Raw genomic sequence first — 22,096 nt, 5'->3', positions numbered from 1 at the left:
GCGCGCCTTTCCCATGACTGGCATTGACAGGCAAGCATCGTTTCGCCATTGGACCGCTTCCCAAAGCGGGCCCCAATGGACAGGTGGCCGAGTGGTTAAAGGCAGCAGACTGTAAATCTGCCCGGGTTTCCGTACGCTGGTTCGAATCCAGCCCTGTCCACCACCCTCCCATCCGAGGGCTCCCCCAAAATCCCTGGAAATGGTGCAAAAGCTGAGGGCCGTCCGCTCACGGCCGAACTTGTATGGGGAAGCGAGATACGCTGACGAGATGCTCTGTCGGCGTTCTATTTTCCGGCGCGGACTTCGTTGATGGTCTTTCCTGTCCATCGTCTGATGGCGCGGCGCAAGTTTGCGCTATCGCTAAATCCCACTTTCCACGCGACATCGTCCACGCTCATCCGGGTTGTCTGCAGATATTCGATCGCAAGCTTGCGGCGAACGTCGTCCACGATCTCGCCATAACTTGTGTCTTCCGCGGCGAGCCGGCGGCGCAAGGTGCGCTCCTGCAGGCCAAGCTGCTCCGCGATCGATGTCATCGAGGCGGCCTGGTTCGGGGCGAGCAGCAGGAGCTGGTAGACCTCGCCGGACAGCCCCGATGCGATCCGCGACTGGCCGATCAGGCGGTCGCATGTTTCTTCGAGCATGGCCCTCGTGAGCCGGTTGCCCAGTTCCGGTGTCTGCTCGAGAATGCCGATCGGATAGTGGAGTTCATTGGCGTCCTCGCCGTAGATACAGGAACAGGACAGCTCTTTTTCATCGTCTGCCGACTGCGCATCTTCGGCTAATGCGAATATTGCCCGCACCGGCAGGTTGTCCGCCCCGGCGGTGTCACGAATATGGGTGTAGGTCATCTTCATCTGCTGGCGGATAAGGAAAGTCCGGACCTCGTTGCTCATCACGTCGCGATAGATTTCCTGAAACCGCCAGATTGCGAATGCGCCTTCGATTCGCCATCCCAGCCGCACGGTCGGCGTGGCGAGCGGCTGGTATCGCACCGCGAAATCGAAGAACTCGCGCATCGTCGGGGAGCACATAAGGGCATAGCCGTACATGCCGTAGGCGGAGAGGTGGAGCCGCGAGCCGATCTCGAACGCGTCGGCAAACTCGGCGCCCGCGGCGACGATATTCTCGCACGCGATCAGATACTGGCCGATCGAGGTCAGCGTATGCGGATCGCGGACCTCGGCAAGCGTCAACCCGGTGCGGTCCAATACCGTCTCCGGCATGATACCGCGGCCGGCGACCGCGTCTATGACGGTGGCCAGCTTGAAGGGCGCAAAGATCCGCTGATTGAGCGAGGGAAACCCGGCGCGCGCGCTGCCGCCCACGCCGCCTTCTGCATCGCCGATTGACATCGTCTCTCTCCCGTATCGCCTGTCCGGAAAAGACACATCGATGTCCGGCAGGGCGCTTACAAACCGCTCTGGCAGACCATAAGCACGGCATCAAGTCGGCAAAGCCCGGCCGCGGCCCAGGCCGCATTCAAGAAGCGAGGGAGAGGACCATCATGTCGAACAATATCATTCTCGTGGCCCGCCGTGCCTGTTTGCTGTCCGGCTCGGCAATCGTCGCGGCGGGATGTTTTGTGCCGGCCGCTGCTGAGGCCCAGTCCGCCGACGATAGCGTTCAGGCAAGCGCGGACGGTGCAGCGGATAGCGAAATCGTCGTCACCGGCACAAGCATCCGTGGTATTCCGCCGACGGGGTCGGGCCTCATCGGCGTGTCGCGCGAGGACGCAAAGCTGGTCGGCGCGGCGAGCACGCCCGAACTGCTCGCGACCGTGCCGCAGCTCAACAGCTTCAATACCGCGCCGCGTACCAGCAACGGCGGGCTCGGCTCCTTCGCGCCGGGCCTTCGCGGCCTGCCGCCCGCTGCCACCTTGCCGCTGATGAACGGACATCGGCTGATTTCAGGGAGCACGCAGCAGACCAATCCCGACTATCCGTTTCTTCCCGAGCTCGCGATCGAGCGTGTCGAGATCGTCGCGGATGGCGCATCGGCGATCTATGGGTCGGATGCCGTCGCGGGGGTGGTCAATTTCATCACGCGCAAGCGCGTCTCGGGGGTCGAGACGAACGTGCGTTATGGCTTCGCCGACGATTATCACGCGTTCAACGCGGGCGGCATTTTCGGCCGTGAATGGAGCAGCGGTTCGTTTGTCGCCGCCTACCAATATTCGGAGAATAGCAACATCACCGGCGCTGACCGGCGGTATCGCTCGCTCGATTTTCGCGCGGCCGGCGGGGTCGACACGCGATCGGCAGTGTGTCCGGACGCAAACGTCAACCTGTTCACCGGGACCATTTATGCCGCGCCCAGCCTGGCACCGGGGCTCAATAGCTGCGATCCGCGCGGGCCGGTCGATCTTGTACCCGAGAACCGCACCCACGCGGCGTTCGTCTCGGCCCGCCAGGAGCTGTCGTCGGCCGTGACCTTGTGGGCGGATGTGCTCTATTCGGATCGAAAGGATGTCGTTCAGGCAGCACTACCCGGGCAGACCTTCGTGCTGGTTACCGCGGCCAATCCCTTCTTCCGGGCGCCCCCCGGTACCGGGGCGACGTTCGAGTTTGTCGACTTCCGGCCCGACAATCTGGTTGGCGCCGATCATTTCGACCAGACATTTCGCGTCAGGAGCGGCAATGCGACGGCCGGGCTCGACATCAAATTGCCGGGCGACTTCAAAGCCAGCATTTTTGGCACATTCAACTGGGCGCGAAACGACACCTTCCAGCCGGGCATCAACACCACCGCGCTGACGGCAGCGGCAGCGGGCACGACGACCGCGACTGCGCTCGACCCGTTCGGAACCCGCACCAATCCGGCTGTCGTTGCGGCCATTCTCGATAATCCGACCGATTTCACCAACCGCCAGCGCACGCGGATCGGCGCGGTAAAGATTGATGGGCCGCTGGCGGATTTGCCGGGCGGGGAGCTCAAGGTCGCGCTTGGCGGAGAATATCGCCGCGAGACCTATATGCAGCGCGGATCGAGCGGCGGCGTGGGCTTTCCCGAAGATTTGAGCCGCAATGTCGGGTCGGTATATGGCGAGTTGTTCGTCCCGATTTTCGGCGCGGACAATGCGGCACCGATGTTTCGCAGTCTCGCCCTGTCGCTGTCGGGGCGCTACGACCACTACAGCGATTTCGGTTCGACGACCAACCCCAAGGTCGGCATTACCTGGGAGCCCGTCGAGGGCATCAACCTTCGGGGCAGTTACGGCCGGTCGTTCCGGGCGCCCGGGCTACGCGACCTCGGCTCCACCGTCGGCTCTTATTATGCAGCCGCCGCGCTGGTCGACGCCTTTGGCGCGCGAGATCCCCTGCGCGGTGCGACGCAGGTCAACACGATGTTGCTCTTCGGTGGCAATCAGAACCTGAAGCCCGAAAAGGCCCGGACCTTCTCCCTTGGCTTCGACCTGCGGCCGCGCTTTGCGCCCGGGTTCACCGCCGGTGCGACCTTCTACGACATCAGATATCGCGATGTGATCGGCACCCCGTCGGGTCTCGGCGCGCTCGTCTTTACCGATCCCACCTTTGCCTCGCTGGTCATTCGCGACCCGAGCGCCGCGCAGGTCACGTCGGCGATCGCGGACACCGTGCCCTTCTTCTACACCTTCTCGGCCGTGCCGACGATCGGCAACATATTGGACCTGCGTCAGGGCAATTTCGGCATCCGCAAGACGAACGGCATCGATTTCGACGTGCGGTACCGGCATACTGCCAGCTTCGGGACGATATTCGGCGGGATCGCCGGCAACTACATCCTGAAATATCGCACCCAATTGTCGCCGACCTCGGCGGTCAGCAACTCGCTTGACGCCGGGATCCCCCGAACCACCCTGCGTACCACGCTTGGCTTCACAGCGGGTCCGGTGACGTTCGTCAATTTCGTCAATCACCGCAGCGGGATTACGGCGTCTTTCGCGACCCCGACGGGATCGAGCCTCTATCAATCGAAGAGCTATACGACGGCGGACCTGCGCCTTTCCGTCAAGCTGCCGGACACGGGCTTCATGAAGGGTACCGAAATCGGTCTGCAGATCAACGATCTGTTCGACAAGACGCCGCCCTACTTCCCGGGGACGGACGGTATCGGCGGTACCTACAATGCCATCGGTCGCTATGCGGCCATGAGCCTCCGGACCGCCTTCTGACCTCTCGGGCGGCGCACCTTGTCGAGGTCGCCGCCTATCCTTCGCTGTCGAGGCCGGGAGGGCTCGGAGCGACGCCGGACTATGCCCCGATCCTTCCCGCCGTTTGAACAAGGTCCTGTCAGTCGATGAATCTTTCCAGCAACAGCGCAAATGTCTCGGCGCCGGTTCCGCAGATGCGCCTGTATTCGGAATGGCTCAAGGCGAGGCACGGCCTTGAATTCGCGAGCTACGAAGATTTGTGGCGCTGGTCGGTCGACGATCTGGACGCTTTCTGGCGCAGCATCTGGGAATATGATGCAATCGAATCTCCGACGCCGTTCTCCGCGGTGCTGAGTACAGAAGCCATGCCGCGAGCACGCTGGTTCGACGGCGCCCAGGTCAATTATGCGCGGCATATATTCCGGCACGCCGCAGCGGCGGATGCAGCTGGCCAGCCGGCGATCGTCGCCATGAACGAGCGCGGCGAGAGCGAAACTCTTGGCTGGGCCGAGCTTCGACGGCAGGTGGCGTCGCTGGCACTCGAACTGCGCCGGCACGGAATAGGGAAGGGCGATCGCGTCGCGGCCTACCTCCCCAATATTCCCGCCACGGTCGTGGGCCTGCTCGCCTGTGCGAGCCTCGGCGCGATCTGGACCCTTTGCTCGCCCGATATGGGGACGAGCGCGGTGCTCGACCGGCTCCGGCAGACCAGGCCCAAGGCACTGATTGCGGTCGACGGCGTCTTTTATGCGGGCAAGTCGATCGATCGCAGTGCGGCCGTCGCCGAAATCGGTGCGCAGCTGCCCTGTATCGAGCTGCTGTTCGTGGCCGCCAGCGGACATGGCGCGATCGGGGTGCCCGGTGCACTTGATTTCGTTGAGGCGATCGCTCGCGACGATGCGGAGGTGGCGGCGTTCGAACCCGAATGGGTCCCTTTCGATCACCCCCTCTGGATTCTCTATTCGAGCGGGACGACCGGGCTTCCCAAGCCGATCGTGCACGGTCATGGCGGCGTCCTTCTGGCGACCGCTGCGGGCCGGCTGCATTTCGATCTCGGGCCAAGCTATTCCGCGAATAATTTCAGCGACCGGTTTCACTGGTTCAGCGCCACGGGCTGGGTCATGTGGAATATCCAGGTCGGCGGACTGCTGAGTGGCACGACCATCTGCATCTTCGACGGGTCGCCGAGCGGAACGAAGGCCGATCCCGACTGGAGCCGGCTCTGGGATTTTGCCGCGCGGAGCGGCGTGACCTGGTTCGGCGCCGGCGCCGCCTTTTTCGCAAGTTGCCGCAAGGCGGGTCTCGATCTGGCGGGTCTCGGGTGTCTTGGGGGAATCCGAGCACTCGGTAGCACCGGTTCGCCGCTTCCTCCCGACGTGCAGCGCTGGGGATCGGCGCAGTTCGAAACGGCCGGGCGACCCGGCATTTGGTGGTGCAACGTCAGCGGCGGGACCGAAATCGCCGCCGCCTTCATGGCCGGAAATCCCGAACTGCCCGACACGCCCGGCAGGCTTCAGTGCCGCCATCTTGGCGCGGCTATCGAGGCATGGGACGAGAACGGCCAGCCCGTGATCGACGAGGTCGGCGAGCTTGTTTGCACGCGGCCTTTCCCCAGTATGCCGCTCTATTTCTGGGGCGACGAGGAAGGAAACCGCTACCGGGAAGCCTATTTCTCCGAATGGCCGGGTATCTGGCGCCATGGTGACTGGCTCACGATCGGTATCGACGGCGGCTGCACGATCTCGGGCCGCAGCGACGCGACGATCAACCGGCACGGACTGCGTATGGGCACCGCCGAAATCTACGCGGCGGTCGAAGGCCTGCCGGGCGTTGCCGATACGATGATCATCGATGTCGAGGATGGTGCGGGTGGCAGCCAGCTGATCATGTTCGTCGTCCCCGACGAGGGGGAGCAGCTTCATCCCGCCATGGAAACGGCGATCGCATCGGCCATCCGCACCAGCCTCTCGCCGCGCTTCGTGCCTGATCGCCTGATCGCTGCGCCGGCTATTCCCCTCACGCTGTCGGGCAAGAAGCAGGAGCTGCCGATCAAACGGCTGTTTGCCGGCTGGCCGGTTGCAAAAGTGATCAACGCCGACGCGACTGCCACGCCCGACGTCCTGCCCTGGTATATCGACCAGGCACGACGCTGGCAGCGTGCGGGAGATGCCGCATGAAGGCGGCCGTCGTCGGGGCAGGGCTGATGGGGGCGGAAATCGCGCTCGTCTTCGCGTTGGCCGGCCATGATGTCCTGTTGACCGATCTATCAGAAGAAGCGCTCGATCGCGCGATGGCCCGGCTCGGCGGCCTCGTCGAGAAAGGCATCTCGCGGCAAGTCTATGCTGCCGACGCCGCGCGCGAGGCGCTGACGCTTATTCGGCCGACGACGAAGATTGATGAACTTGCCGACCGCGATCTCGTGACCGAGGCGGTTTTCGAATCGCTGGAGGCCAAGACGGGCGTCCTCAAGACGCTCGACGATTTGTGCGCGCCGCATTGCATCCTCGCGTCGAACACGTCGACGCTCCCGATCTCGACGCTTGCGGCCTCATTGAGGCCCGGGCGCCGTCCGCTCTTCCTCGACACCCATTATTTCTCGCCCGTGTCGCAGATGCAGCTTGTCGAGATCATCCCGGGTTTTTCCACCGATCGCGCGACGGTTGAACAGGTTGCGGCGTGGCTGGAAGGCGTCGGCAAGCAGCCTGTCGAGATCAAGGATGTGGCCGGGTTCGCCGTCAATCGCATGCTCCACGCCCTTCTCATCGAAGCCGTCCGCCTCGTGGAGGAGGGGGTGGCAACGCCGGCCGATCTCGATACGGCTTGCCGTCTGGGGCTGGGGCATCCGATCGGTCCGTTCGCGATGATGGACGTCGTGACGTCGGACCTTTGTCTGCAGGTGCAGGACATATTGCACGATGCCTATGGCGAGCGTTTCAGACCCCCGGCGCTACTCAAGCAGCGCGTGGCGGCGGGGCTGGGCGGCGGCAAGGGGCGTCCCGGATGGACGCGAAACGGATAAAAAGGGGCGGAGAGTTATGGACACCATCGAATTGCAGGATCGGCCGGCGCCCGCCGCTCGCCGCGCGCCGGGCAACCGGGGGCTGGTGCTCGGGATGCTCTGCTTCGTCTATGTGCTGAACTTCCTCGACCGACAGCTCGTGTCGATCCTTGCAAAGCCCATTCAGGACAGCCTCCAGATCAGCGACAGCCAGCTCGGCCGGATCACGGGTTTTTATTTCGCGCTCTTCTATTGTTTCATCGCCATTCCGGTCGGGTGGCTCGCGGATCGCACGAACCGGGTGAAAACCCTCTCGATCGCCTGCGGCTTGTGGAGCGCCGCGACTGCCGCGTGCGGTATGGCAGCGACTTACGGCCAACTCGTCGTCGCCCGCATGGCGGTCGGCGTGGGGGAGGCGGGTGGGGTGCCGCCATCCTATGCGATCATTTCGGACACCTATCCGCGCGATCAGCGCGGGACGGCCATGGGCATATTCAATCTCGGGCCGCCGCTTGGCTCGGCGCTCGGGGTCGCCTTCGGCGCATCGCTGGCCGCCGCATATGACTGGCGCATACCCTTTTACGTTGTCGGCGCGATCGGCGTGCTTACCGCCGTCATCGTCTATCTGGTCATTCCCGAGCCCGAGCGAGGCCGGTTCGACCCGGCACCGGCTTCGGCGGCCGCGCCCGCGCAAAGCTTCGGGTCGGCCATTCGTTCCTTCTTCGGTAATCGCGTTCTGGCGGTTGCAGCGCTGGCGAGCGGTGCCGCCAATTTCATCACCTATGGCCTCAGCAATTTCGCGACCCTGTTCCTGATGCGCGAAAAGGGGATGACGCTGGAAGATGTCGCGATCTGGTATGCACTGGCGGTCGGACTCGGAATGGGCACGGGCATCTTCGTCGCCGGTCGGCTGATCGACCGCTTCGCCGTGAAGAACAAGGCCGCCTATGCCAGCATTCCGGCGCTCTCGCTGCTCCTCGCCTTGCCATTCTTTCTCGGCTTCGCGGCGGCCGATCGCTGGGAGGTCGCGCTCGCCCTGCTGTTCGTGCCGCTCTTCCTTAATTCCTTCTTTCTTCCCGCGACTGTCACCTTCGTCCAGGGCGAGGTCGACCCGGGCGCGCGGGTGATTTCCGGCGCGCTGCTGCTCCTCGTCATGAACCTGATCGGCCTAGGCCTTGGTCCGACTTTCGTCGGCATGGCGAGCGACTATTTTCGTCCCCAATATGGCGAGCATGCGCTGCGGATGGCCTATTACGCGCTCGCGCCGATGTACCTCGTCGGTGCGCTGCTCTTCGTCTGGCTCGCCCGACTAATCAGCAATTCCGAGACCGGCCAAGCGGCGGCATCAACTTTAGGGAAACAGACATGAAGCGGAGACATGGTGTTGCCATTCTGGCGGGAGTCGCGGCGGGATGGCTGGCTCCCGCGAGCGCTGCGGAGAAAGCGCCGGCGTCCGCGCCGGGGGCTCTTGCCGCGCGTTGCGGAAGCCTCGCCGGGCTCCGTCTTGCCGATACCACCATTGCGAGCGCGGTGCTTGTTCCAGGAAAGGCGGCGGAGACGTCGATTGCCGGCGAGGTCGCCGGCTATCGCAGCTTCTGCCGCGTCGTTGCGCGGGTCCGCTCGGCGCCCGGGTCCGACATCGGGGTCGAAATCTGGTTGCCGGTCGATGGGTGGGCCGGTGTCTTTCACGGCAATGGAAATGGCGGCTTTGCCGGCATTCTCGCCGGCGGATATTCGGGCATGGCGGATGGTCTGCGGCGCGGCTTTGCAACCGCGACGACCGACGCCGGTACGGCCCCCGCGTCGCCGCTGGAGGGCGATGCCCTCATTGGCCAAGAGCGCAAATGGCGCGACTGGGGCCGCCTGTCGACGCATGTGATGACGACCACCGGAAAAGCGATCACCAAGGCCTTCTACGGGGAGCCGGCCAAGCGCTCCTATTACACCGGCTGCTCGACCGGCGGCCAGCAAGGGCTCATCGAGTCGCTCTATTATCCCGAAGACTATGACGGGATTCTCGTGGGCGCCCCGGTCATGAACCGGACCTGGGGGCACGCCGCCGTGCTGTGGGACTATGCTGCCGCGCATCGCTCGGCAGAGAGCCGACTGTCGGATGCCAAGCTCAAGCTGCTCAACAAGGCCGCCGTCGCGAGTTGCTGGCGCCAGGGTCATGGCCTTGCCGGCGACCGGTTCGTTTCTGATCCGATGGGCTGCAAGTTCGATCCTGCCATTCTCGCGTGCAAGGGTGGTGCATCCGACGCTTGTCTCACGCCGGGTGAAATCGAGACGGCCCGCGCCTTCTATTCGGGCCCGACGAGCGCCGAGGGCAAGGCGAGCTATTTTGGCTGGTTGCCCGGGAGCGAGATGCCCGACACCTTCGGGTGGGCGTTCCTCCAAAAGCCGATCAATGAGGAGCCGCCGTTCGGGGCTCTGTTCAAGTGGGTGTTCGGTGCCGACTGGGACTGGAAGAGCTTCGACTTCGATCGCGACATGCCTCTGGTCGATAAGCGGCTCGACGCAATCGTGAACGATGCAACGCGTGGCAGTCTCAAAGCCTTCGCCGCTCGGGGCGGCAAGCTGATCGTCTACCACGGGCTTGCCGATACCCTCGTCGCGCCGGGACAGTCGGTCGCATTCTACGAACGGCATGCGAAGGAATTTGGCGGCATGGGCAAACTCGCCGACAATGCGCGCCTGTTCCTCGCGCCCGGCATGATGCATTGTGGCGGCGGTGCCGGCCCCGATTCATTCAATGGCACGCTCGGCATACCCCGGCAGCCACCCGCCTATGACGCAAGGCATGACATCTTCTCGGCACTGATCGACTGGGCCGACGGCGGCAAGGCGCCCGATGAGATCATCGCGACGAAGTTCGCAAGCGACGATATCGGCAGAATCGACATGCAGCGGCCGCTCTGTCCCTATCCGCAGAAAGCAGTCTACCGCGGGTGGGGTTCAACGTCTTCGGCGAGCAATTTCGCCTGCACCGCACCGGACGCACGGTGAGTAGCGGGTGTTGAACCGAAGGGAGTTTTCGGGCCTTGCCGCTGCGGGTGTAGCCGCCTCAGTCGCGGCTACGCAGTGGCGTTCACCTATGTATCGAGCGAAGCCGCCGCGCGCGTGATCGAGGAAGGCGTCGTGGCACGCAGCGGGCGGGCGAAGGCGATCCGTGCGGACAGCGGCAAGGCGGAAGAGATCCGCGCGGCGGTATCGACTGCCGACATCAATGCGGGCGGGATCGAAGCGCTGTCGACGATGAGCCCGCTGAAACGTGTGGCGCAGCCCAATGAGATCGCGGGGCTCGTGGCCTATTTGGTCAAGGACGAAGCCGGATATATGACCGGCGCCAGCGTAACGATCGACGGCGGCTTTACGCTTTGAAACCGGCCCGGCCGGATTTCGGAATATGGTCACGCGGATGTCCGATATTCTAGCCGGGCGGGAAATCTCGTTCGCTATATCGGCCGCTCAAATCGCTTCCTCGGTTGCCCCCGAGTGGCGCTGCCAACTTTCCCTGTCGCGGGCGTAGGCGGCGGGCGTGCGATCGATCAGTAGGCTAAGCAGATCGGGCCGCGCATAATGTCCGCGCATGTCGACCACCTGCTTGCGCCGGTCGATCTTGGAGAAATCGAGATCGACGATGAGGTCGCCTTCGCCTTCGCGGATAGGCTCGCCGAGCAGCGATCCATCCGGTGCAACGATCGCCGTGAAGCAGCCGCCCGATATGAGATCGATGCTGCAGCGCGTGTCCTTCACGATCTGAGCCTGCTGTGCAGGATCGAGCCATGCTGTCGCATTGACGACGAAAGCCCCGGATTCGAGAGCGTGCTGGCGGATGTTGATCTCCATTTTCATGGCGAAGGGCTCGCCAAAGGCTGACCCCGGATACATCGCCGAGTGGATCTCTTCGCCATCGGCAATCAAGGCATAGCGAGCGAGCGGGTTGTTGTGCTCAATGCACGCGAGCTGGCCAATGCGCCCTATTTTGCTCTCAACCGCAGCAAGGCCCGAGCCATCGCCTTGGCCCCAGATCATTCGCTCATAGTGGGTCGGCGTGATCTTGCGGCGGCGCTGGATCAGCGTGCCATCGGCATCGAAAAGGAGCTGCGTGTTGTAAAGCGAGCCGCCATCGCGCTCGTTGACGCCGATCGACACGACCATGCCGGCATCGCGTGCTGCTTTGCCGATCGCGTCCGTGGTCGGTGACGGCACGACCACCGACTGATCGAGCAGCCGAAGATATTCGTCGCCGAAAAGCTGCTCAGCTGGCGTCTGGACCGCAGCGAAATAGGGATAATAAGGTATCAGAACTTCGGGAAACGTCGCGAACTCGACGCCCTGTTCGCCAAGCTCCCGGATTTTCCGGACGACCTTCGCGGTCGTCGCTTCGCGGCTGTACAACACCGGGCTGATCTGGACGGCTGCGGCTTTGACAATCTTGGTCATGGAGAATTCCTTCTATCGGTGGCGCAGGACCCGTGGATCACGTCGACGATCGGCGACCGCGCCGGCTTCGTCAGGCGGCGAGGGCCGCGTGCGGCGTGGCCCGTTGCTCGCCGGGTTTGGCTGCGGGGACCGACGCGGCGCCAAGCGCCGTGATAGGGAGCGCGAATATCATTGCTCGATCCCTTCATCGGCAAATGCGGCGCGGATTTCGGCCGCGGCGCGCTTGGCATCCTGGAGGTGGGGGTAGTGGCCGGCGCCGGCGAGGATCGAAAAGCGCGCGCCGATGCGTGCCGCAAACTCGGCCCCCATTGCCGGATCGATATAAATGTCCTTTGCGCCCCAGACGACCGACACCGGCGTCGTCAGCTGCTCCGCCTTGGTCTCGAACTCGGCCTGGTCGCGGGAGAAGACGGCATAATAGCGCGCGAAAGCATCGGCGCTGGTGATCGGGCCATGCTGCCAGCCTGCCGCCATGTCGGTGCGATAGGCGGCCGATATCTCGAACTGCTCCTCGGGGGACAGTCCACGGCGCATGGCGTTGGCCAGGATTTCGTCGCGGCCGGCGTTGAACTGGACACGGACCTGCTCGTTCGTCGCCCTGGACTTCAGCGCTTGCAGGCGTTCCTGCATGAACTGCGGCCGATCGAAGGGTGCGAAGTCACCGACGATGATCCTGCGGGCGATCCCCGGCTCATCCAGTGCGGCGAGAAGCGCGGGAAGGCCGCCGATGTCGGTCGCGTAAATGACGAGCCGCGATCGGTCGATCCCCGCCTTGTCGATATATTGGCGAAGGACGCGGGCATAATCGCGCGGGGAATAGCCAAAGCCATCGGCGGGGCGGGACGAAAGCCCAAAGCCCGGCCAGTCGAAAGCGTGCAGCTCATAGTCGGCGGCGAGATCGGCCGACACATCCTGCCACGCGTACAGTGTCTCCGGAAAGCCGTGAAGAAATAGCACGGTGGGCCTTGGCTCCGCGTGGCGAACGACCATTCGCCGCAGGTCGATCCCGTCGTCGACTGACAAATAGCCGATCTCGGGGGCGGGGGCGGGGGCCGCGTAGGCGAATGGCGTCGATACGGGGCTGCCGAGCGCGATGGCGGCGGCAATGATGGAGGGGGTGAGCTTCGTCATGTCACGATCCTTTGGAAGAGCGTAGCTGCTCATTCGGACAACGGTGAACTCGACCGCGACGTTACCGCGTGTCGGTGCCGATGAAGCGGATCTAAATTCTCGGGCCCGATTGCAGTAGCCGGTGAAAGCGAGAGTCAGCCTCTCGTCGCTGGCAAGGAGTCCGGCGCGCACCGAAGTGCGCGCCGAGCAATTGTCTCGAGATTTACTTGCGGAGCGGGCGGAATCCGGCACGGATTTCATCCGCCAGTGCTGCCGGCTGTTCCCAAGCGGCAAAATGCCCGCCCTTGTCCATCTTGTTATAGTGGATGAGGTTGGGATAGGCCTTTTCCGCCCACGACCGCGGTGTCTGGTACAGCTCGTCGGGGAAGGCGCTGACCGCGACCGGGACCTTCACGCCCTTCGGTGCGAAGAAGGCGAGCTTGTTTTCCCAGTAGAGCCGTGACGCCGACACCCCGGTGTTGGTCAGCCAGAACAGGGTTACATTGTCGAGGAAGTCGTCGCGCGACAGGCCTTCCTTGACGCCGTCGAACGACCGGGCGATCAGTTCGAGACTGCGCGCATCATGGTCGAGCATGAAGGTGGCGAGCCCGATCGGCGAGTCGGCGAGCGCAGCGAGCGTCTGGGGCCGCGTCCCCATGAAGAATGCGTAATAGACATTCTTGTAGAAGGCGACGAGCTGGTCATAGGTCGCGCGCTCCTCGTCGCTGAGCCCGTCGGGTGCGGGAAGGCCGGCGAGCGCCGCCTGGTCGATCTCGGCAGGGATCGCGCCGGGCATATTGCTGTGGATGCCGATCAATTCGGGCGGTGCCTGCACCCCCATCATGTCGGTGACCACGGCGCCCCAGTCGCCGCCCTGTGCGACGAACCGGTCGTAGCCGAGCCGGCGCATCAGCGTCGTCCAGGCCTTGGCGATCCGCTCGGGTCCCCAGCCAGCCTTCGACGGCTTGCCCGAGAAACCATAGCCGGGCATCGACGGAATGATGACGTGAAACGCGTCCTCCGCCGATCCGCCGAATGCGGTGGGATCGGTAAGCGGGCCGATGATCTTGAGCTGCTCGACGATCGAGCCCGGCCAGCCATGGGTGACGATCAGCGGCAGCGCATTTTCATGCTTCGAGCGGACGTGGATGAAGTGAATGTCGAGCCCGTCGATTTCGGTGATGAAGTTGGGCACAGAATTCAGGCGCGCTTCGACCTTCCGCCAGTCATAGTCGGTCTGCCAGTAACGCAGAATTTGCTCGATCGTCTTCAGCGGCACGCCCTGCGAGAAATCGTCGACCGCTTCCTTCTCCGGAAGACGCGTATTCGCGAGGCGGTAGCGCAGATCGTCGAGGTCGGCTTCGGGGAAGGCGATGTGGAAAGGCCGGATCGCGTCCTGCGTCGCGGGGCGGTCGAGGGTTTCGATAGTCATGTCTAGTCTCCTTGGTCGTTCGCGCCGGACCATCCGGCGGGTGCCAGGGGATTACGCCTCGCTAGGGGGCGGCAGAATTCGCGAAGATCGAAAACCGGCCTCTCCGATTCCGATAGGCTGGCCACGCCCATCTGTGCCGCCCCGCGATTATCTGCTATGGGCGAGCGGCCGTGGGAGCCGCGGGATGGACCGTCTGGACGCAATGCAGGTGCTGCTCGCAGTCGTGGACGCCGGCAGTTTGTCGGCCGCAAGCCGCAACCTCAATATTCCCCTTCCTAACGTCAGTCGCCGCGTCGCCGAGTTGGAACAGCGGCTGGGAACCACGCTGCTGATCCGCACGCATCGCAATATTCAGCTGACCGATGCGGGGAAGGATTATGTCGACGGCATTCGTCAGCTTCTCGACCAGATCGAGCATGTCGAGCGCCGCGCGTCGGGAGAGTATACCGTACCGCGCGGCGAGCTCAGGCTGACGACATCGATCGAATTCGGACGGCTCATCGTCCTGCCTTTGTTGATGCCGTTTCTGGAGGAATATCCGGACGTCACGATCGATGTCGTTTCAGTCGACGGCGCCCTGCCGCTGATCGAAGACCATCTCGACGTTGCGGTCCGCATCGGCCAGCTGGCCGACAGCTCCTTGGTAGCGGTAAAGATCGGCGAAGTCAGGCCATTGACCTGCGCCAGCCCTGCCTATCTCGAACGCCGCGGTCGGCCGGACCGGCCCGCCGACTTGCCGCTTCACGACGGCGCCCTGTTCGGCAAGCTTAACGAAGGATGGTGGAAATACCGCCTCGACGGAAATATCGTCGAGGCGAAGCCACAGCCGCGGCTGCGAGGCAATACCGCCGCAGCCTCCATCACCGCAGCGCTCGGCGGGATCGGCATTACCCGTGCGCTCGATTTCCAGGTCGCCGACCATCTGCGCTCTGGCGCTCTCGTCCGGATATTGGAAGCCTATGAGGTCGATCCGTTCCCGGTTCACCTCGTCTATGTCGGCCAGGGGTTGATCCCGCTCAAGTTGCGCGTGTTTCTGGACTGGATCACGCCGCGTCTCAGGGAGCGCCTGAAAGAGCTTCGGGACCTGCCCTAATTCGCAGTTCGAGATGCGCGCCGACTTTTCCGAGCTCGACAGCCGGGGGCGGACGGTCCCCACCGGTTATTGCGGGCGGGGAGGGGATGGAAAGCAGGGGGGTAAAAGGCCGAAGCACGCCACCAGCGTACCGCGCTATGCGGACGCGGGCGCCGATGCGCGGCGCGCATCAACCGGCCGTCAGGGACCGAACACCAAGTCGAGCATCTGTTTTTTCCACACCTCTACCGATCGCTCGATCAGGCCCATATCGGGGTTGCGGATATATTCGACGGTCAGCCCGCGCGTAACCGCATTGTTGAGGAGTTGAAGGCTCTGATACGCCTTGTCGTTGTCGATGCCCGCAGCGCTGAGGATGAAATGGCCCCACAGGCGGACGCGCCGGTCGAAGCGCCGCGTGCCGGGGCCGACCTCTTGCTCGAGGTCGGGGTCGTTACGCCGCGCGAGGTGGATTTCGAGCACGGCAGCCATTTCGGGACGACTGACCATCCGGAAATTGGCGTCGATCAGATTTTCCATCGACTGCCGCGGGGTCGCGCCGGCACGGATCGCCTCGGTGTAGACGCGCGTGCGATAGGCGGCGAATTCGGCGGCGACCGCGGCCATGATCTTTGCCTTGGTCGGGAACTGGTGCTGGATCGCGCCGAGGCTCATCCCCGCGGCGTCGCGGATCGCGTGCATCGTCGCGCCCGAATAGCCCTGCGCGCAGAGCACGTCGCGCGCCGCCGCCAGCACCTTGGCGCGCGTGGCGGCGCTGCGGTCGGCCTGGCTGCGGCGGGGTTTGGCGATCGTCGTCGACATGCGACTTTCGTCGATAGCGTCGGGAACGGGCATAGGCGAGCGGCCTTTAGAAGCTGACGGTCGCGTTGACCCCGATGGTGCGCGGCCGCACCACTCCGGTGCCGAGCGCGCCATTGGGGTTGCGCGGCAGCCCCGCGACGCCGAGCAGCGCCTGCGTCGACGTAATCCCGCCCGAATTGGTGAGGTTGCTGACATAGGCATTGATCGCATAGCGCCCGAAGTCGAGCCCGGCGCGCAGGTCGATCACCTCATGCGCGCGGATGCGCGGGAAGCGGCCGAAGGTGGCGAGATAGGCGGGATCGAACCCGCCGGTCTGGCGCGAGACCGAGCGGATCGACGCGCCGAGCGATGCGCTGACGTCGCCGCCCAAATCCCATTGGTAATCGGCGTTGGCGTTGACCGCATATTTCGGCGTGAAGGGCAGGGGATCGCCCTTGACCGCGCCGACCGCGACCGGATCGGTGTCGCCGCTGAGCCGTGCGTCGTTATAGGCGAAGCTGATCGACGCGGTGAGCCCGGCGACCGGGCGCAGCGTCGCGGCGATTTCGGCGCCGTCCACCTTGGCGCTCGCGCCGTTGACGTTGACCCCGAAGCCGTTGACCACTGCCGCGAGCTGGATGTTCGTCCAGTCGATATGATAGATTGCGGCCTCGATGGAGGCGCTGCGGTCGTCGGTATCGCCCTTGAAGCCGATTTCGTAGCTGGTGACCGTGTCGGGGTCGAAGGTCGTCGGGGTGCCCGGCGGCGAGCCGATCGGGATGACGTTCGGGCCGCCGGGGCGATAGCCCTTGGCGACGCGCGCATAGAGCGACGCCTGCCGCCCGAATTTGACCTTGGGTGCGACCGACCAGGTGAAAACATTGTCCGAGGAGTGGAGCCCGTCGATCACCGCAGTGCCCAGAAGAATACCGTCGGTGACCTGCGCCGCGCGCTGGCTGTTGTGGCTGTAGCGCCCGCCGAGGTCGATATCGAACCAGGGCGCAAGGTGGAGCGTGGCATTGGCGAAACCCGCGACCTCCTCGTAGCGCGAGTCGAGGTTGAACACCGCGAGTTCGAAGGGCAGGTCGATCGGGGTCAGTACGCCCGGCGTCCCCGGCACCGCGGTCTTGAGATTCTGGAAGATTCGGCCCTTTTCGTGGGTGTAATAGCCGCCGACCAGCCATTCGATGAAGTCGCCGCCGTTTGACGCGAGGCGTAGTTCCTGCGTCCATTTGCGGTTCTCGGTCTGCTGGTCGAAATAGACGTAAGGACCACCGAGCACCGCCGACAGATTGGCGGTGTAGTCGGCGCGGAACGACTGGAGTTGCTGGCTATAGCTCGTCGCCGAGGTCAGCGTCACGCCGCCGAAATCATGGTCGATCGTCGCGTTATAGAGCCGGTATTTCACGTCGCTGAAGGTCGGGATATATTCCGATTGCGTGAGGCCGTCATAAAGCGGCTTCAGCGTCGCGGCGTCAGCCTCGACGATGCTTGGCGCGTCGACATAGAGATTTTGGAACAGCGCGCTCAGCCGCACCTTGGTGCCGCTAACAGGCTCCCAGAGCAGCGAGGCGCGGCCGCCGTAATTTTCGAAATCGTTGATGTTGCTGCGCAGGTTCGAGCCCGCGGTGCCGACGCTGTCGATATAGCCGCCCTGCTTGCGGTACGACCCCGAGGCGCGGAAGGCGAGCGTTTCGCCGAGCGGCACATTCACCATCGCCGCACCGCGGTAGGAGGCGTCGCCGCCGTCGGTGAATTCGGCGCCGCCGAGCGCCTTGGCCTCGAAACCCGCCGTCGAAGGCGCGTTGGTCACGAATTTGAGCAGGCCGCCCAATGAACTCGCGCCATAGAGCGTGCCCTGCGGGCCACGCAGCACCTCGATCCGCGCGATGTCGAAGCTGTCGAAGTCGCCCGCGAGTTCGGAGCCGTTGGCGAGGCCGGTGCTCGACCCGAAGGGGGTTTCGTCGAGATAGACCGCGACGGTCGACGCGACGCCGCCGGTGTTGATGCCGCGCAGCACGAGCCGGCCCTGGCCCGGCGTGCCCTGGACGAGCTGGAGGCTGGGGACATTCTTGAGATAGTCGACGAAGCCCGTCGCGCCCTGCGCCTCGAGCGTCGCTTCGGACACCACCGAGACCGATTGTGCGACATCGATCAGCGACTGGGTTCGCTTCTGCGCGGTGACGACGATCTCGTCGCCCGGGCTCGCTTCGCTGCCCTGCGCTTGCGCCATGGCCGGCGCGGCCAGCGCGAGCATCATGGCGGTGCCGCCGAGGGCTTTGGTCAGGTGTCGCATAATCATTCCCCTCATCAATATCTTATGGCTCGAAGTTCAATGGTCGCGTCCGAGCGCGAAGCGCATACCATGCAGCAGCGCAGCGGGTGCGGCCGAAACATGGTCGTCGTGCGCGAAGGCGATGTGGTGCAGCGCGGTCACGCCCGCGCCGCGCAGCGCGTCGGCGAATTCGCGCGCCGCATCGACCATGCGTGCGTTTCGGATCTGCGCCTGCGCTTCCTCGAGTGTCACGCCCAGGCCTTCGGGCACGCTGGCCGGTAAGTCCTGCTCGCGCGCACCGACGTCGACGAAGACGCGCGGCCGGCGGGGCAGGGCGGCGAGGCGCTCTTTGAAGCCGGGCAGTTCGCCGAGGATGGCGAAATCGTTCCACCACAGCGATGGGCTGCTGACGATGAAGGCGTCGAAGCTGTCGGGGCGAGTGAGCAAGGCATGTGCCGTGAACAGCCCGCCAAGCGAATGGCCGTAGAGGATTTGAGGGCCGCTGGCCGTCACGGGATGGCGCTCGGCGATTGCGGGGCGCAGCGTCTCTGTCAGAAAGGGGAGGAAGGCGTCGGCGCCGCCGCCTTGCGCACTGCCGATCGCCGCGCCCATCCCGCCAAGCTTGGCGAGCGCCTCGGCGCCGATCGGCGGGGTCAGGTCGGCGGTGCGCCGCTTGAGGAATTCGGCATAGTCGGCGTCGTAGGCGATGCCGACGACATAATGCGCGGGAAAGGCTGCGACGCTCGACACCGCGCGTGCGGTCTCGGCGGCGAGGCCGAACAACATGTCGCCGTCGACGACGGTGAGCACGGGCACGGCGGCATCGGGGGCAGGGACCGCCGGCGAGGCGACGCTGATCGTCAGCTGCCCTTCGCCCGACGGATGGGGCAGGGCGAATTGTTCCAGCGACGCGCGAACCGAAAAGGCCATCGATTGTCTCCAAGCTGGACCGGCGCCGTTCGCGCTGAGTCCCGTCCCGTCGTGCGATATCTTCATCGACTCCATTTACAATAAAGTCAACTTGTTTATATGAAACCAAGCAATCGGTCGGGAGAGCGACATGGACAGCGCAGCAGCAAAGGCTTTCAACGGCGAATCACCTCGCGCGGCGGTGTGGGCCTGGTACGGGCTGGGCGTGCTGCTGATGACGACGCTCTTCGCCTTCGTCGTGCGCCAGATGCTCAGCCTGATCGCGCCGTCGTTGCAGGCGACGCTCGGTTTCAGCGACTGGCAGCTCGGCCTGCTGCAGGGGCTCGGCATGGCGGTTTTCGCCAGCGTCGCGAGCTATCCGATGGGCTGGCTCGCCGACCGCTACGGGCGCCGCCTGATCCTCGCGCTCGGCGTGGCCTGCTGGTCGATCGCGACCGGGCTCAGCGCGTTCCAGGACAGCTTCGGCGGGCTTTTCGTGGCGACGATCGGCATCGCGATCGGCGAGGCGGGGCTCGCGCCGATCGTATTCGCGCTGATCCCCGACCTCTTCCCCGAGCGGCAGCGCAATACCGCCAACTTCATTTTCTACGGCGGCTCGCTGCTCGGCGCGGGCCTGGGCATGGCGCTCGGCGGTGCTTTGTTGCAGTGGCTTGCAACCGCGCCAGACGTGTTGCCGGCGTGGCTCGCCGGGGTCGACAGCTGGCGGATCGCGATGATGCTCATAGCCTTGCCGGGGCCGCTCTTCTTCCTGCTGGTGCTGACGATGCCGGTGGCGAAAATTGCGGCGGCGGACGCAGGGGCCGAGGCCGAATCGGACGCATCGCGCGACTTCCTGCCTTATGCGCGCGCGCATTGGCGCACGCTCGCCTGTGTCTTCGGGTCGATCTTCGCGATGGCGGTTGCAATGACCTCGGGCGTGATGTGGTTTCCGCTTGCACTGCCGCGCGCGTTCGGGATCGACCCGGCGAGTGTCGGGGTAGGACTGGGCACCGCAATCACGGTCGCGACCTTGGCAGGCGTCCTGCTCGCGCCTGCGCTGCTCAGGCTCCGGCGCCGCGACGCCGAACTCGACCCGCTCCGCGTCGCCGCGATCTTCGTCGCGCTGACCCCGCTTCCCGCCGCGCTGCTTCCCTTCACCGCCTCGCCCCTGCAGGCCTATCTCGTGGCGGGGGTGCAGGGCGCGCTCGGTATTGCGGCTTCGTCGTTGATGCCCGGCGTGCTCCAGAATCTGGCGCCGCCGGCGCTGCGCTCGCGCGTGCTTGCGTTGCTCGGCATCGTCAACGCGCTCGCGCTCGCCGCTTCGCCGCTCGCGATTGGTGCGCTGTCAGGGCTGTTCGACGGGCCGCGCGGCATGCTGCAGGCGATCGCGGTTGTCAGCCTCCCTTCGCTGATTCTCTCGGCTGTGCTGATGATGCTCGCGCCGACGCCCTATGCCGCTACGCTGCGCGCGATCCGCCCGCGGCCTTCGCAGGAGACGATATGATGACGGACATGGTGGCGATGCGCGAAGCGCTCGCCGACGAGCGCACGACCGCTGCCGCGCTGGTCGAGCAGGCCATCGAGCGCGCCGAGGCGGTCAATCCGCAGCTCAATTTCATCGCCTTTCGCAATTACGGCCGCGCGCGCGAGCAGGCAGCGGCGCCCCGCCCGGGCCCGCTGGCGGGCATCCCGACGCTGATCAAGGACATGCTGCCCGAAAAGGGGCTGCCCGCCGCCTTCGGGTCGGCCGCGCTCCGCGATTTCATCGCGCCCGCCGATGCGCCCTATGCGCAGGCGATCGGCAAGGCGGGGCCGATCTCGATCGCGCGATCTTCGATGCCCGAACTCGGGCTCAATGCGGTGACCGAGTCGCCGCTGATCGGCCCGACGCGCAACCCTTGGAGCCTTGACCACACCCCCGGCGGTTCGTCGGGCGGCGGCGCGGCGGCGGTTGCCGCGGGGGTGGTGCCGGTCGCGCACGCCAGCGACGGGCTCGGCTCGATCCGCCATGGCGCCGCGCCGTGCGGGCTCGTCGGGCTCAAGCCGTCGCGCGGGCGTAATGCGGGCGAAGAGGCGTTTCGCGCGATCACCGACCTGACCGTCAACGGCTGCGTCAGTCGCACGGTGCGCGACACCGCGGCGTGGCTGGCGGCGACCCAGACGCACGACGCCGCCTGCCTGCTGCCGGTTGAGCTGGTCGACCGGCCGGTCGAGCATCGGCTGCGCATCCACGCGTATAGCGCGGTGATGCGCACCGGCGCCGCGCCCGACGCCAGCGTCGCGCGCGTTTTTGGCGAAGCGGTCGCCTTGCTCGACCGGTTCGGCCACCATGTGTCCGACGCTGCGCTGCCCTTCGACGGCCCCGCTGCAATGACACTGCTCGGCGATATTACGGAGGGCATGTTCGCGCGCCGGCTTGGCATGTTGTCGCAGCAAATCGGCATCGAACTGCGCGCCGACGACCTCGAGCATCGCTCGGCGACGCTGATCGCCGCGGGCGAGGCGATGAGCGACGAGCATTACGCCGCCGCCTGGGGGGCGATGGAGGATGTGGTCGCCGCCTATCTCGAACGGCTGGAACAGATCGATATCTGGATGACCCCGACGCTGAGCCACGAAATCCCGCGTATCGGCGTCTTCGGCCCCGACGTCGCCTGGGGTGAACAGCGCGATGCGCTGATCGACTATGCCGGCTATTGCTGGATCGACAATTTCGCGGGAACGCCTGCGATCAGCCTGCCCGTCGGATTCAGCGACACGGGCCTTCCCGTCGGCATCCAGTTCGCGACCCGCGTGGGTGGAGAAGCATTGCTCTTGGCACTGGCATATCAGCTTGAGGCGGCACTTGAATGGAAAGCTCGAATCCCGCCGATTTGGGTCGGAGCGCTTCCCGGAAATTGATGAAATTGTTCGCTTGTTGG

At 64.9% G+C, this 22,096-nt stretch carries 16 protein-coding genes and 1 tRNA gene; 10 read left to right on the top strand and 7 right to left on the bottom strand.

What is annotated here, in order from left to right:
• The first annotated feature begins 77 nt into the window (after nt 1-77).
• Nucleotides 78-163, top strand: a tRNA-Tyr gene (locus GGC65_RS04990).
• Between the two features lie 121 nt (nt 164-284).
• Here GGC65_RS04990 and GGC65_RS04985 read toward each other — a convergent pair.
• Nucleotides 285-1,355: an AraC family transcriptional regulator gene (locus GGC65_RS04985; RefSeq protein ID WP_192646153.1), complete on the bottom strand. Its 1,071-nt coding sequence runs from the start codon at nt 1,353-1,355 to the stop codon at nt 285-287.
• A gap of 152 nt (nt 1,356-1,507) precedes the next feature.
• On the opposite strand from GGC65_RS04985, the gene GGC65_RS04980 reads away from it, so the two are divergent.
• From GGC65_RS04980 to GGC65_RS23695, 6 genes are all read left to right on the top strand, one after another.
• Nucleotides 1,508-4,153, top strand: coding sequence for a TonB-dependent receptor plug domain-containing protein (locus tag GGC65_RS04980; RefSeq protein WP_192646152.1), 2,646 nt, complete (start codon nt 1,508-1,510; stop codon nt 4,151-4,153).
• 125 nt (nt 4,154-4,278) lie between these two features.
• Nucleotides 4,279-6,309 (top strand): acetoacetate--CoA ligase, encoded by a 2,031-nt coding sequence (locus GGC65_RS04975; protein WP_192646151.1) that lies wholly within the window; start codon nt 4,279-4,281, stop codon nt 6,307-6,309.
• Nucleotides 6,306-7,151, top strand: coding sequence for a 3-hydroxyacyl-CoA dehydrogenase family protein (locus GGC65_RS04970; RefSeq protein WP_192646150.1), 846 nt, complete (start codon nt 6,306-6,308; stop codon nt 7,149-7,151). The genes GGC65_RS04975 and GGC65_RS04970 overlap by 4 nt, the downstream gene beginning before the upstream one ends.
• A 16-nt stretch (nt 7,152-7,167) precedes the next feature.
• A complete protein-coding gene (locus GGC65_RS04965) occupies nt 7,168-8,499 on the top strand; it encodes a spinster family MFS transporter (protein ID WP_192646149.1) in 1,332 nt (443 codons plus the stop codon).
• Nucleotides 8,496-10,136: a tannase/feruloyl esterase family alpha/beta hydrolase gene (locus GGC65_RS04960; RefSeq protein WP_192646148.1), complete on the top strand. Its 1,641-nt coding sequence runs from the start codon at nt 8,496-8,498 to the stop codon at nt 10,134-10,136. Before GGC65_RS04965 ends, GGC65_RS04960 begins: the two co-directional genes overlap by 4 nt.
• Before the next feature lie 75 nt (nt 10,137-10,211).
• On the top strand, nt 10,212-10,511 hold the full coding sequence (locus GGC65_RS23695; RefSeq protein ID WP_318780122.1) for an SDR family oxidoreductase: 300 nt from the start codon (nt 10,212-10,214) through the stop codon (nt 10,509-10,511).
• A gap of 87 nt (nt 10,512-10,598) precedes the next feature.
• On the opposite strand, the gene GGC65_RS04950 is transcribed toward GGC65_RS23695, so the two are convergent.
• The 3 genes from GGC65_RS04950 to GGC65_RS04940 all read right to left on the bottom strand — a co-directional run bounded on the left by GGC65_RS04950 (nt 10,599) and on the right by GGC65_RS04940 (nt 14,118).
• Nucleotides 10,599-11,576, bottom strand: coding sequence for a carbon-nitrogen hydrolase family protein (locus tag GGC65_RS04950; protein WP_192646147.1), 978 nt, complete (start codon nt 11,574-11,576; stop codon nt 10,599-10,601).
• 168 nt (nt 11,577-11,744) lie between these two features.
• Entirely contained in the window at nt 11,745-12,707 is a 963-nt protein-coding gene (locus GGC65_RS04945; protein ID WP_192646146.1) for an alpha/beta fold hydrolase, read from the bottom strand.
• Nucleotides 12,708-12,909: 202 nt separating this feature from the next.
• Nucleotides 12,910-14,118 (bottom strand): epoxide hydrolase family protein, encoded by a 1,209-nt coding sequence (locus GGC65_RS04940; protein WP_192646145.1) that lies wholly within the window; start codon nt 14,116-14,118, stop codon nt 12,910-12,912.
• 184 nt (nt 14,119-14,302) lie between these two features.
• Here GGC65_RS04940 and GGC65_RS04935 point away from each other — a divergent pair, with 184 nt between their 5' ends.
• On the top strand, nt 14,303-15,211 hold the full coding sequence (locus GGC65_RS04935) for a LysR family transcriptional regulator (protein ID WP_192646144.1): 909 nt from the start codon (nt 14,303-14,305) through the stop codon (nt 15,209-15,211).
• Between the two features lie 180 nt (nt 15,212-15,391).
• Here the strand turns inward: GGC65_RS04935 and GGC65_RS04930 are convergent, their stop codons facing one another.
• From GGC65_RS04930 to GGC65_RS04920, 3 genes are read right to left on the bottom strand one after another with little or no spacing between them, the layout of a single operon-like run.
• Nucleotides 15,392-16,012, bottom strand: a complete 621-nt coding sequence (locus tag GGC65_RS04930) for a TetR/AcrR family transcriptional regulator (RefSeq protein ID WP_192646143.1) — start codon at nt 16,010-16,012, stop codon at nt 15,392-15,394.
• Between the two features lie 46 nt (nt 16,013-16,058).
• Nucleotides 16,059-18,287 carry a TonB-dependent receptor gene (locus GGC65_RS04925; protein WP_192646142.1) on the bottom strand — a complete coding sequence of 743 codons (2,229 nt, stop codon included), beginning with the start codon at nt 18,285-18,287 and terminating at the stop codon, nt 16,059-16,061.
• A 36-nt stretch (nt 18,288-18,323) separates the two neighbouring features.
• Nucleotides 18,324-19,196, bottom strand: a complete 873-nt coding sequence (locus tag GGC65_RS04920) for an alpha/beta hydrolase (protein WP_192646141.1) — start codon at nt 19,194-19,196, stop codon at nt 18,324-18,326.
• Nucleotides 19,197-19,326: 130 nt separating this feature from the next.
• Between GGC65_RS04920 and GGC65_RS04915 the strand changes: the two genes are divergently transcribed.
• A complete protein-coding gene (locus GGC65_RS04915; protein ID WP_192646140.1) occupies nt 19,327-20,679 on the top strand; it encodes an MFS transporter in 1,353 nt (450 codons plus the stop codon).
• Nucleotides 20,676-22,076 carry an amidase family protein gene (locus tag GGC65_RS04910; protein ID WP_225940678.1) on the top strand — a complete coding sequence of 467 codons (1,401 nt, stop codon included), beginning with the start codon at nt 20,676-20,678 and terminating at the stop codon, nt 22,074-22,076. The genes GGC65_RS04915 and GGC65_RS04910 overlap by 4 nt, the downstream gene beginning before the upstream one ends.
• Nucleotides 22,077-22,096 lie beyond the last annotated feature (20 nt).

The sequence above is a fragment of the Sphingopyxis sp. OAS728 genome, assembly GCF_014873485.1.
Lineage (GTDB): Bacteria > Pseudomonadota > Alphaproteobacteria > Sphingomonadales > Sphingomonadaceae > Sphingopyxis.
This window is presented reverse-complemented; position numbering and strand designations above follow the sequence as displayed.

Bases quoted from the DNA above. Each gene is read 5' to 3' on its own strand.
- GGC65_RS04985 (WP_192646153.1), bottom strand. From the start codon at position 1,355: ATGTCAATCGGCGATGCAGAAGGCGGCGTGGGCGGCAGCGCGCGCGCC.
- GGC65_RS04980 (WP_192646152.1), top strand. From the start codon at position 1,508: ATGTCGAACAATATCATTCTCGTGGCCCGCCGTGCCTGTTTGCTGTCC.
- GGC65_RS04975 (WP_192646151.1), top strand. From the start codon at position 4,279: ATGAATCTTTCCAGCAACAGCGCAAATGTCTCGGCGCCGGTTCCGCAG.
- GGC65_RS04970 (WP_192646150.1), top strand. From the start codon at position 6,306: ATGAAGGCGGCCGTCGTCGGGGCAGGGCTGATGGGGGCGGAAATCGCG.
- GGC65_RS04965 (WP_192646149.1), top strand. From the start codon at position 7,168: ATGGACACCATCGAATTGCAGGATCGGCCGGCGCCCGCCGCTCGCCGC.
- GGC65_RS04960 (WP_192646148.1), top strand. From the start codon at position 8,496: ATGAAGCGGAGACATGGTGTTGCCATTCTGGCGGGAGTCGCGGCGGGA.
- GGC65_RS04950 (WP_192646147.1), bottom strand. From the start codon at position 11,576: ATGACCAAGATTGTCAAAGCCGCAGCCGTCCAGATCAGCCCGGTGTTG.
- GGC65_RS04945 (WP_192646146.1), bottom strand. From the start codon at position 12,707: ATGACGAAGCTCACCCCCTCCATCATTGCCGCCGCCATCGCGCTCGGC.
- GGC65_RS04940 (WP_192646145.1), bottom strand. From the start codon at position 14,118: ATGACTATCGAAACCCTCGACCGCCCCGCGACGCAGGACGCGATCCGG.
- GGC65_RS04935 (WP_192646144.1), top strand. From the start codon at position 14,303: ATGGACCGTCTGGACGCAATGCAGGTGCTGCTCGCAGTCGTGGACGCC.
- GGC65_RS04930 (WP_192646143.1), bottom strand. From the start codon at position 16,012: ATGTCGACGACGATCGCCAAACCCCGCCGCAGCCAGGCCGACCGCAGC.
- GGC65_RS04925 (WP_192646142.1), bottom strand. From the start codon at position 18,287: ATGCGACACCTGACCAAAGCCCTCGGCGGCACCGCCATGATGCTCGCG.
- GGC65_RS04920 (WP_192646141.1), bottom strand. From the start codon at position 19,196: ATGGCCTTTTCGGTTCGCGCGTCGCTGGAACAATTCGCCCTGCCCCAT.
- GGC65_RS04915 (WP_192646140.1), top strand. From the start codon at position 19,327: ATGGACAGCGCAGCAGCAAAGGCTTTCAACGGCGAATCACCTCGCGCG.
- GGC65_RS04910 (WP_225940678.1), top strand. From the start codon at position 20,676: ATGATGACGGACATGGTGGCGATGCGCGAAGCGCTCGCCGACGAGCGC.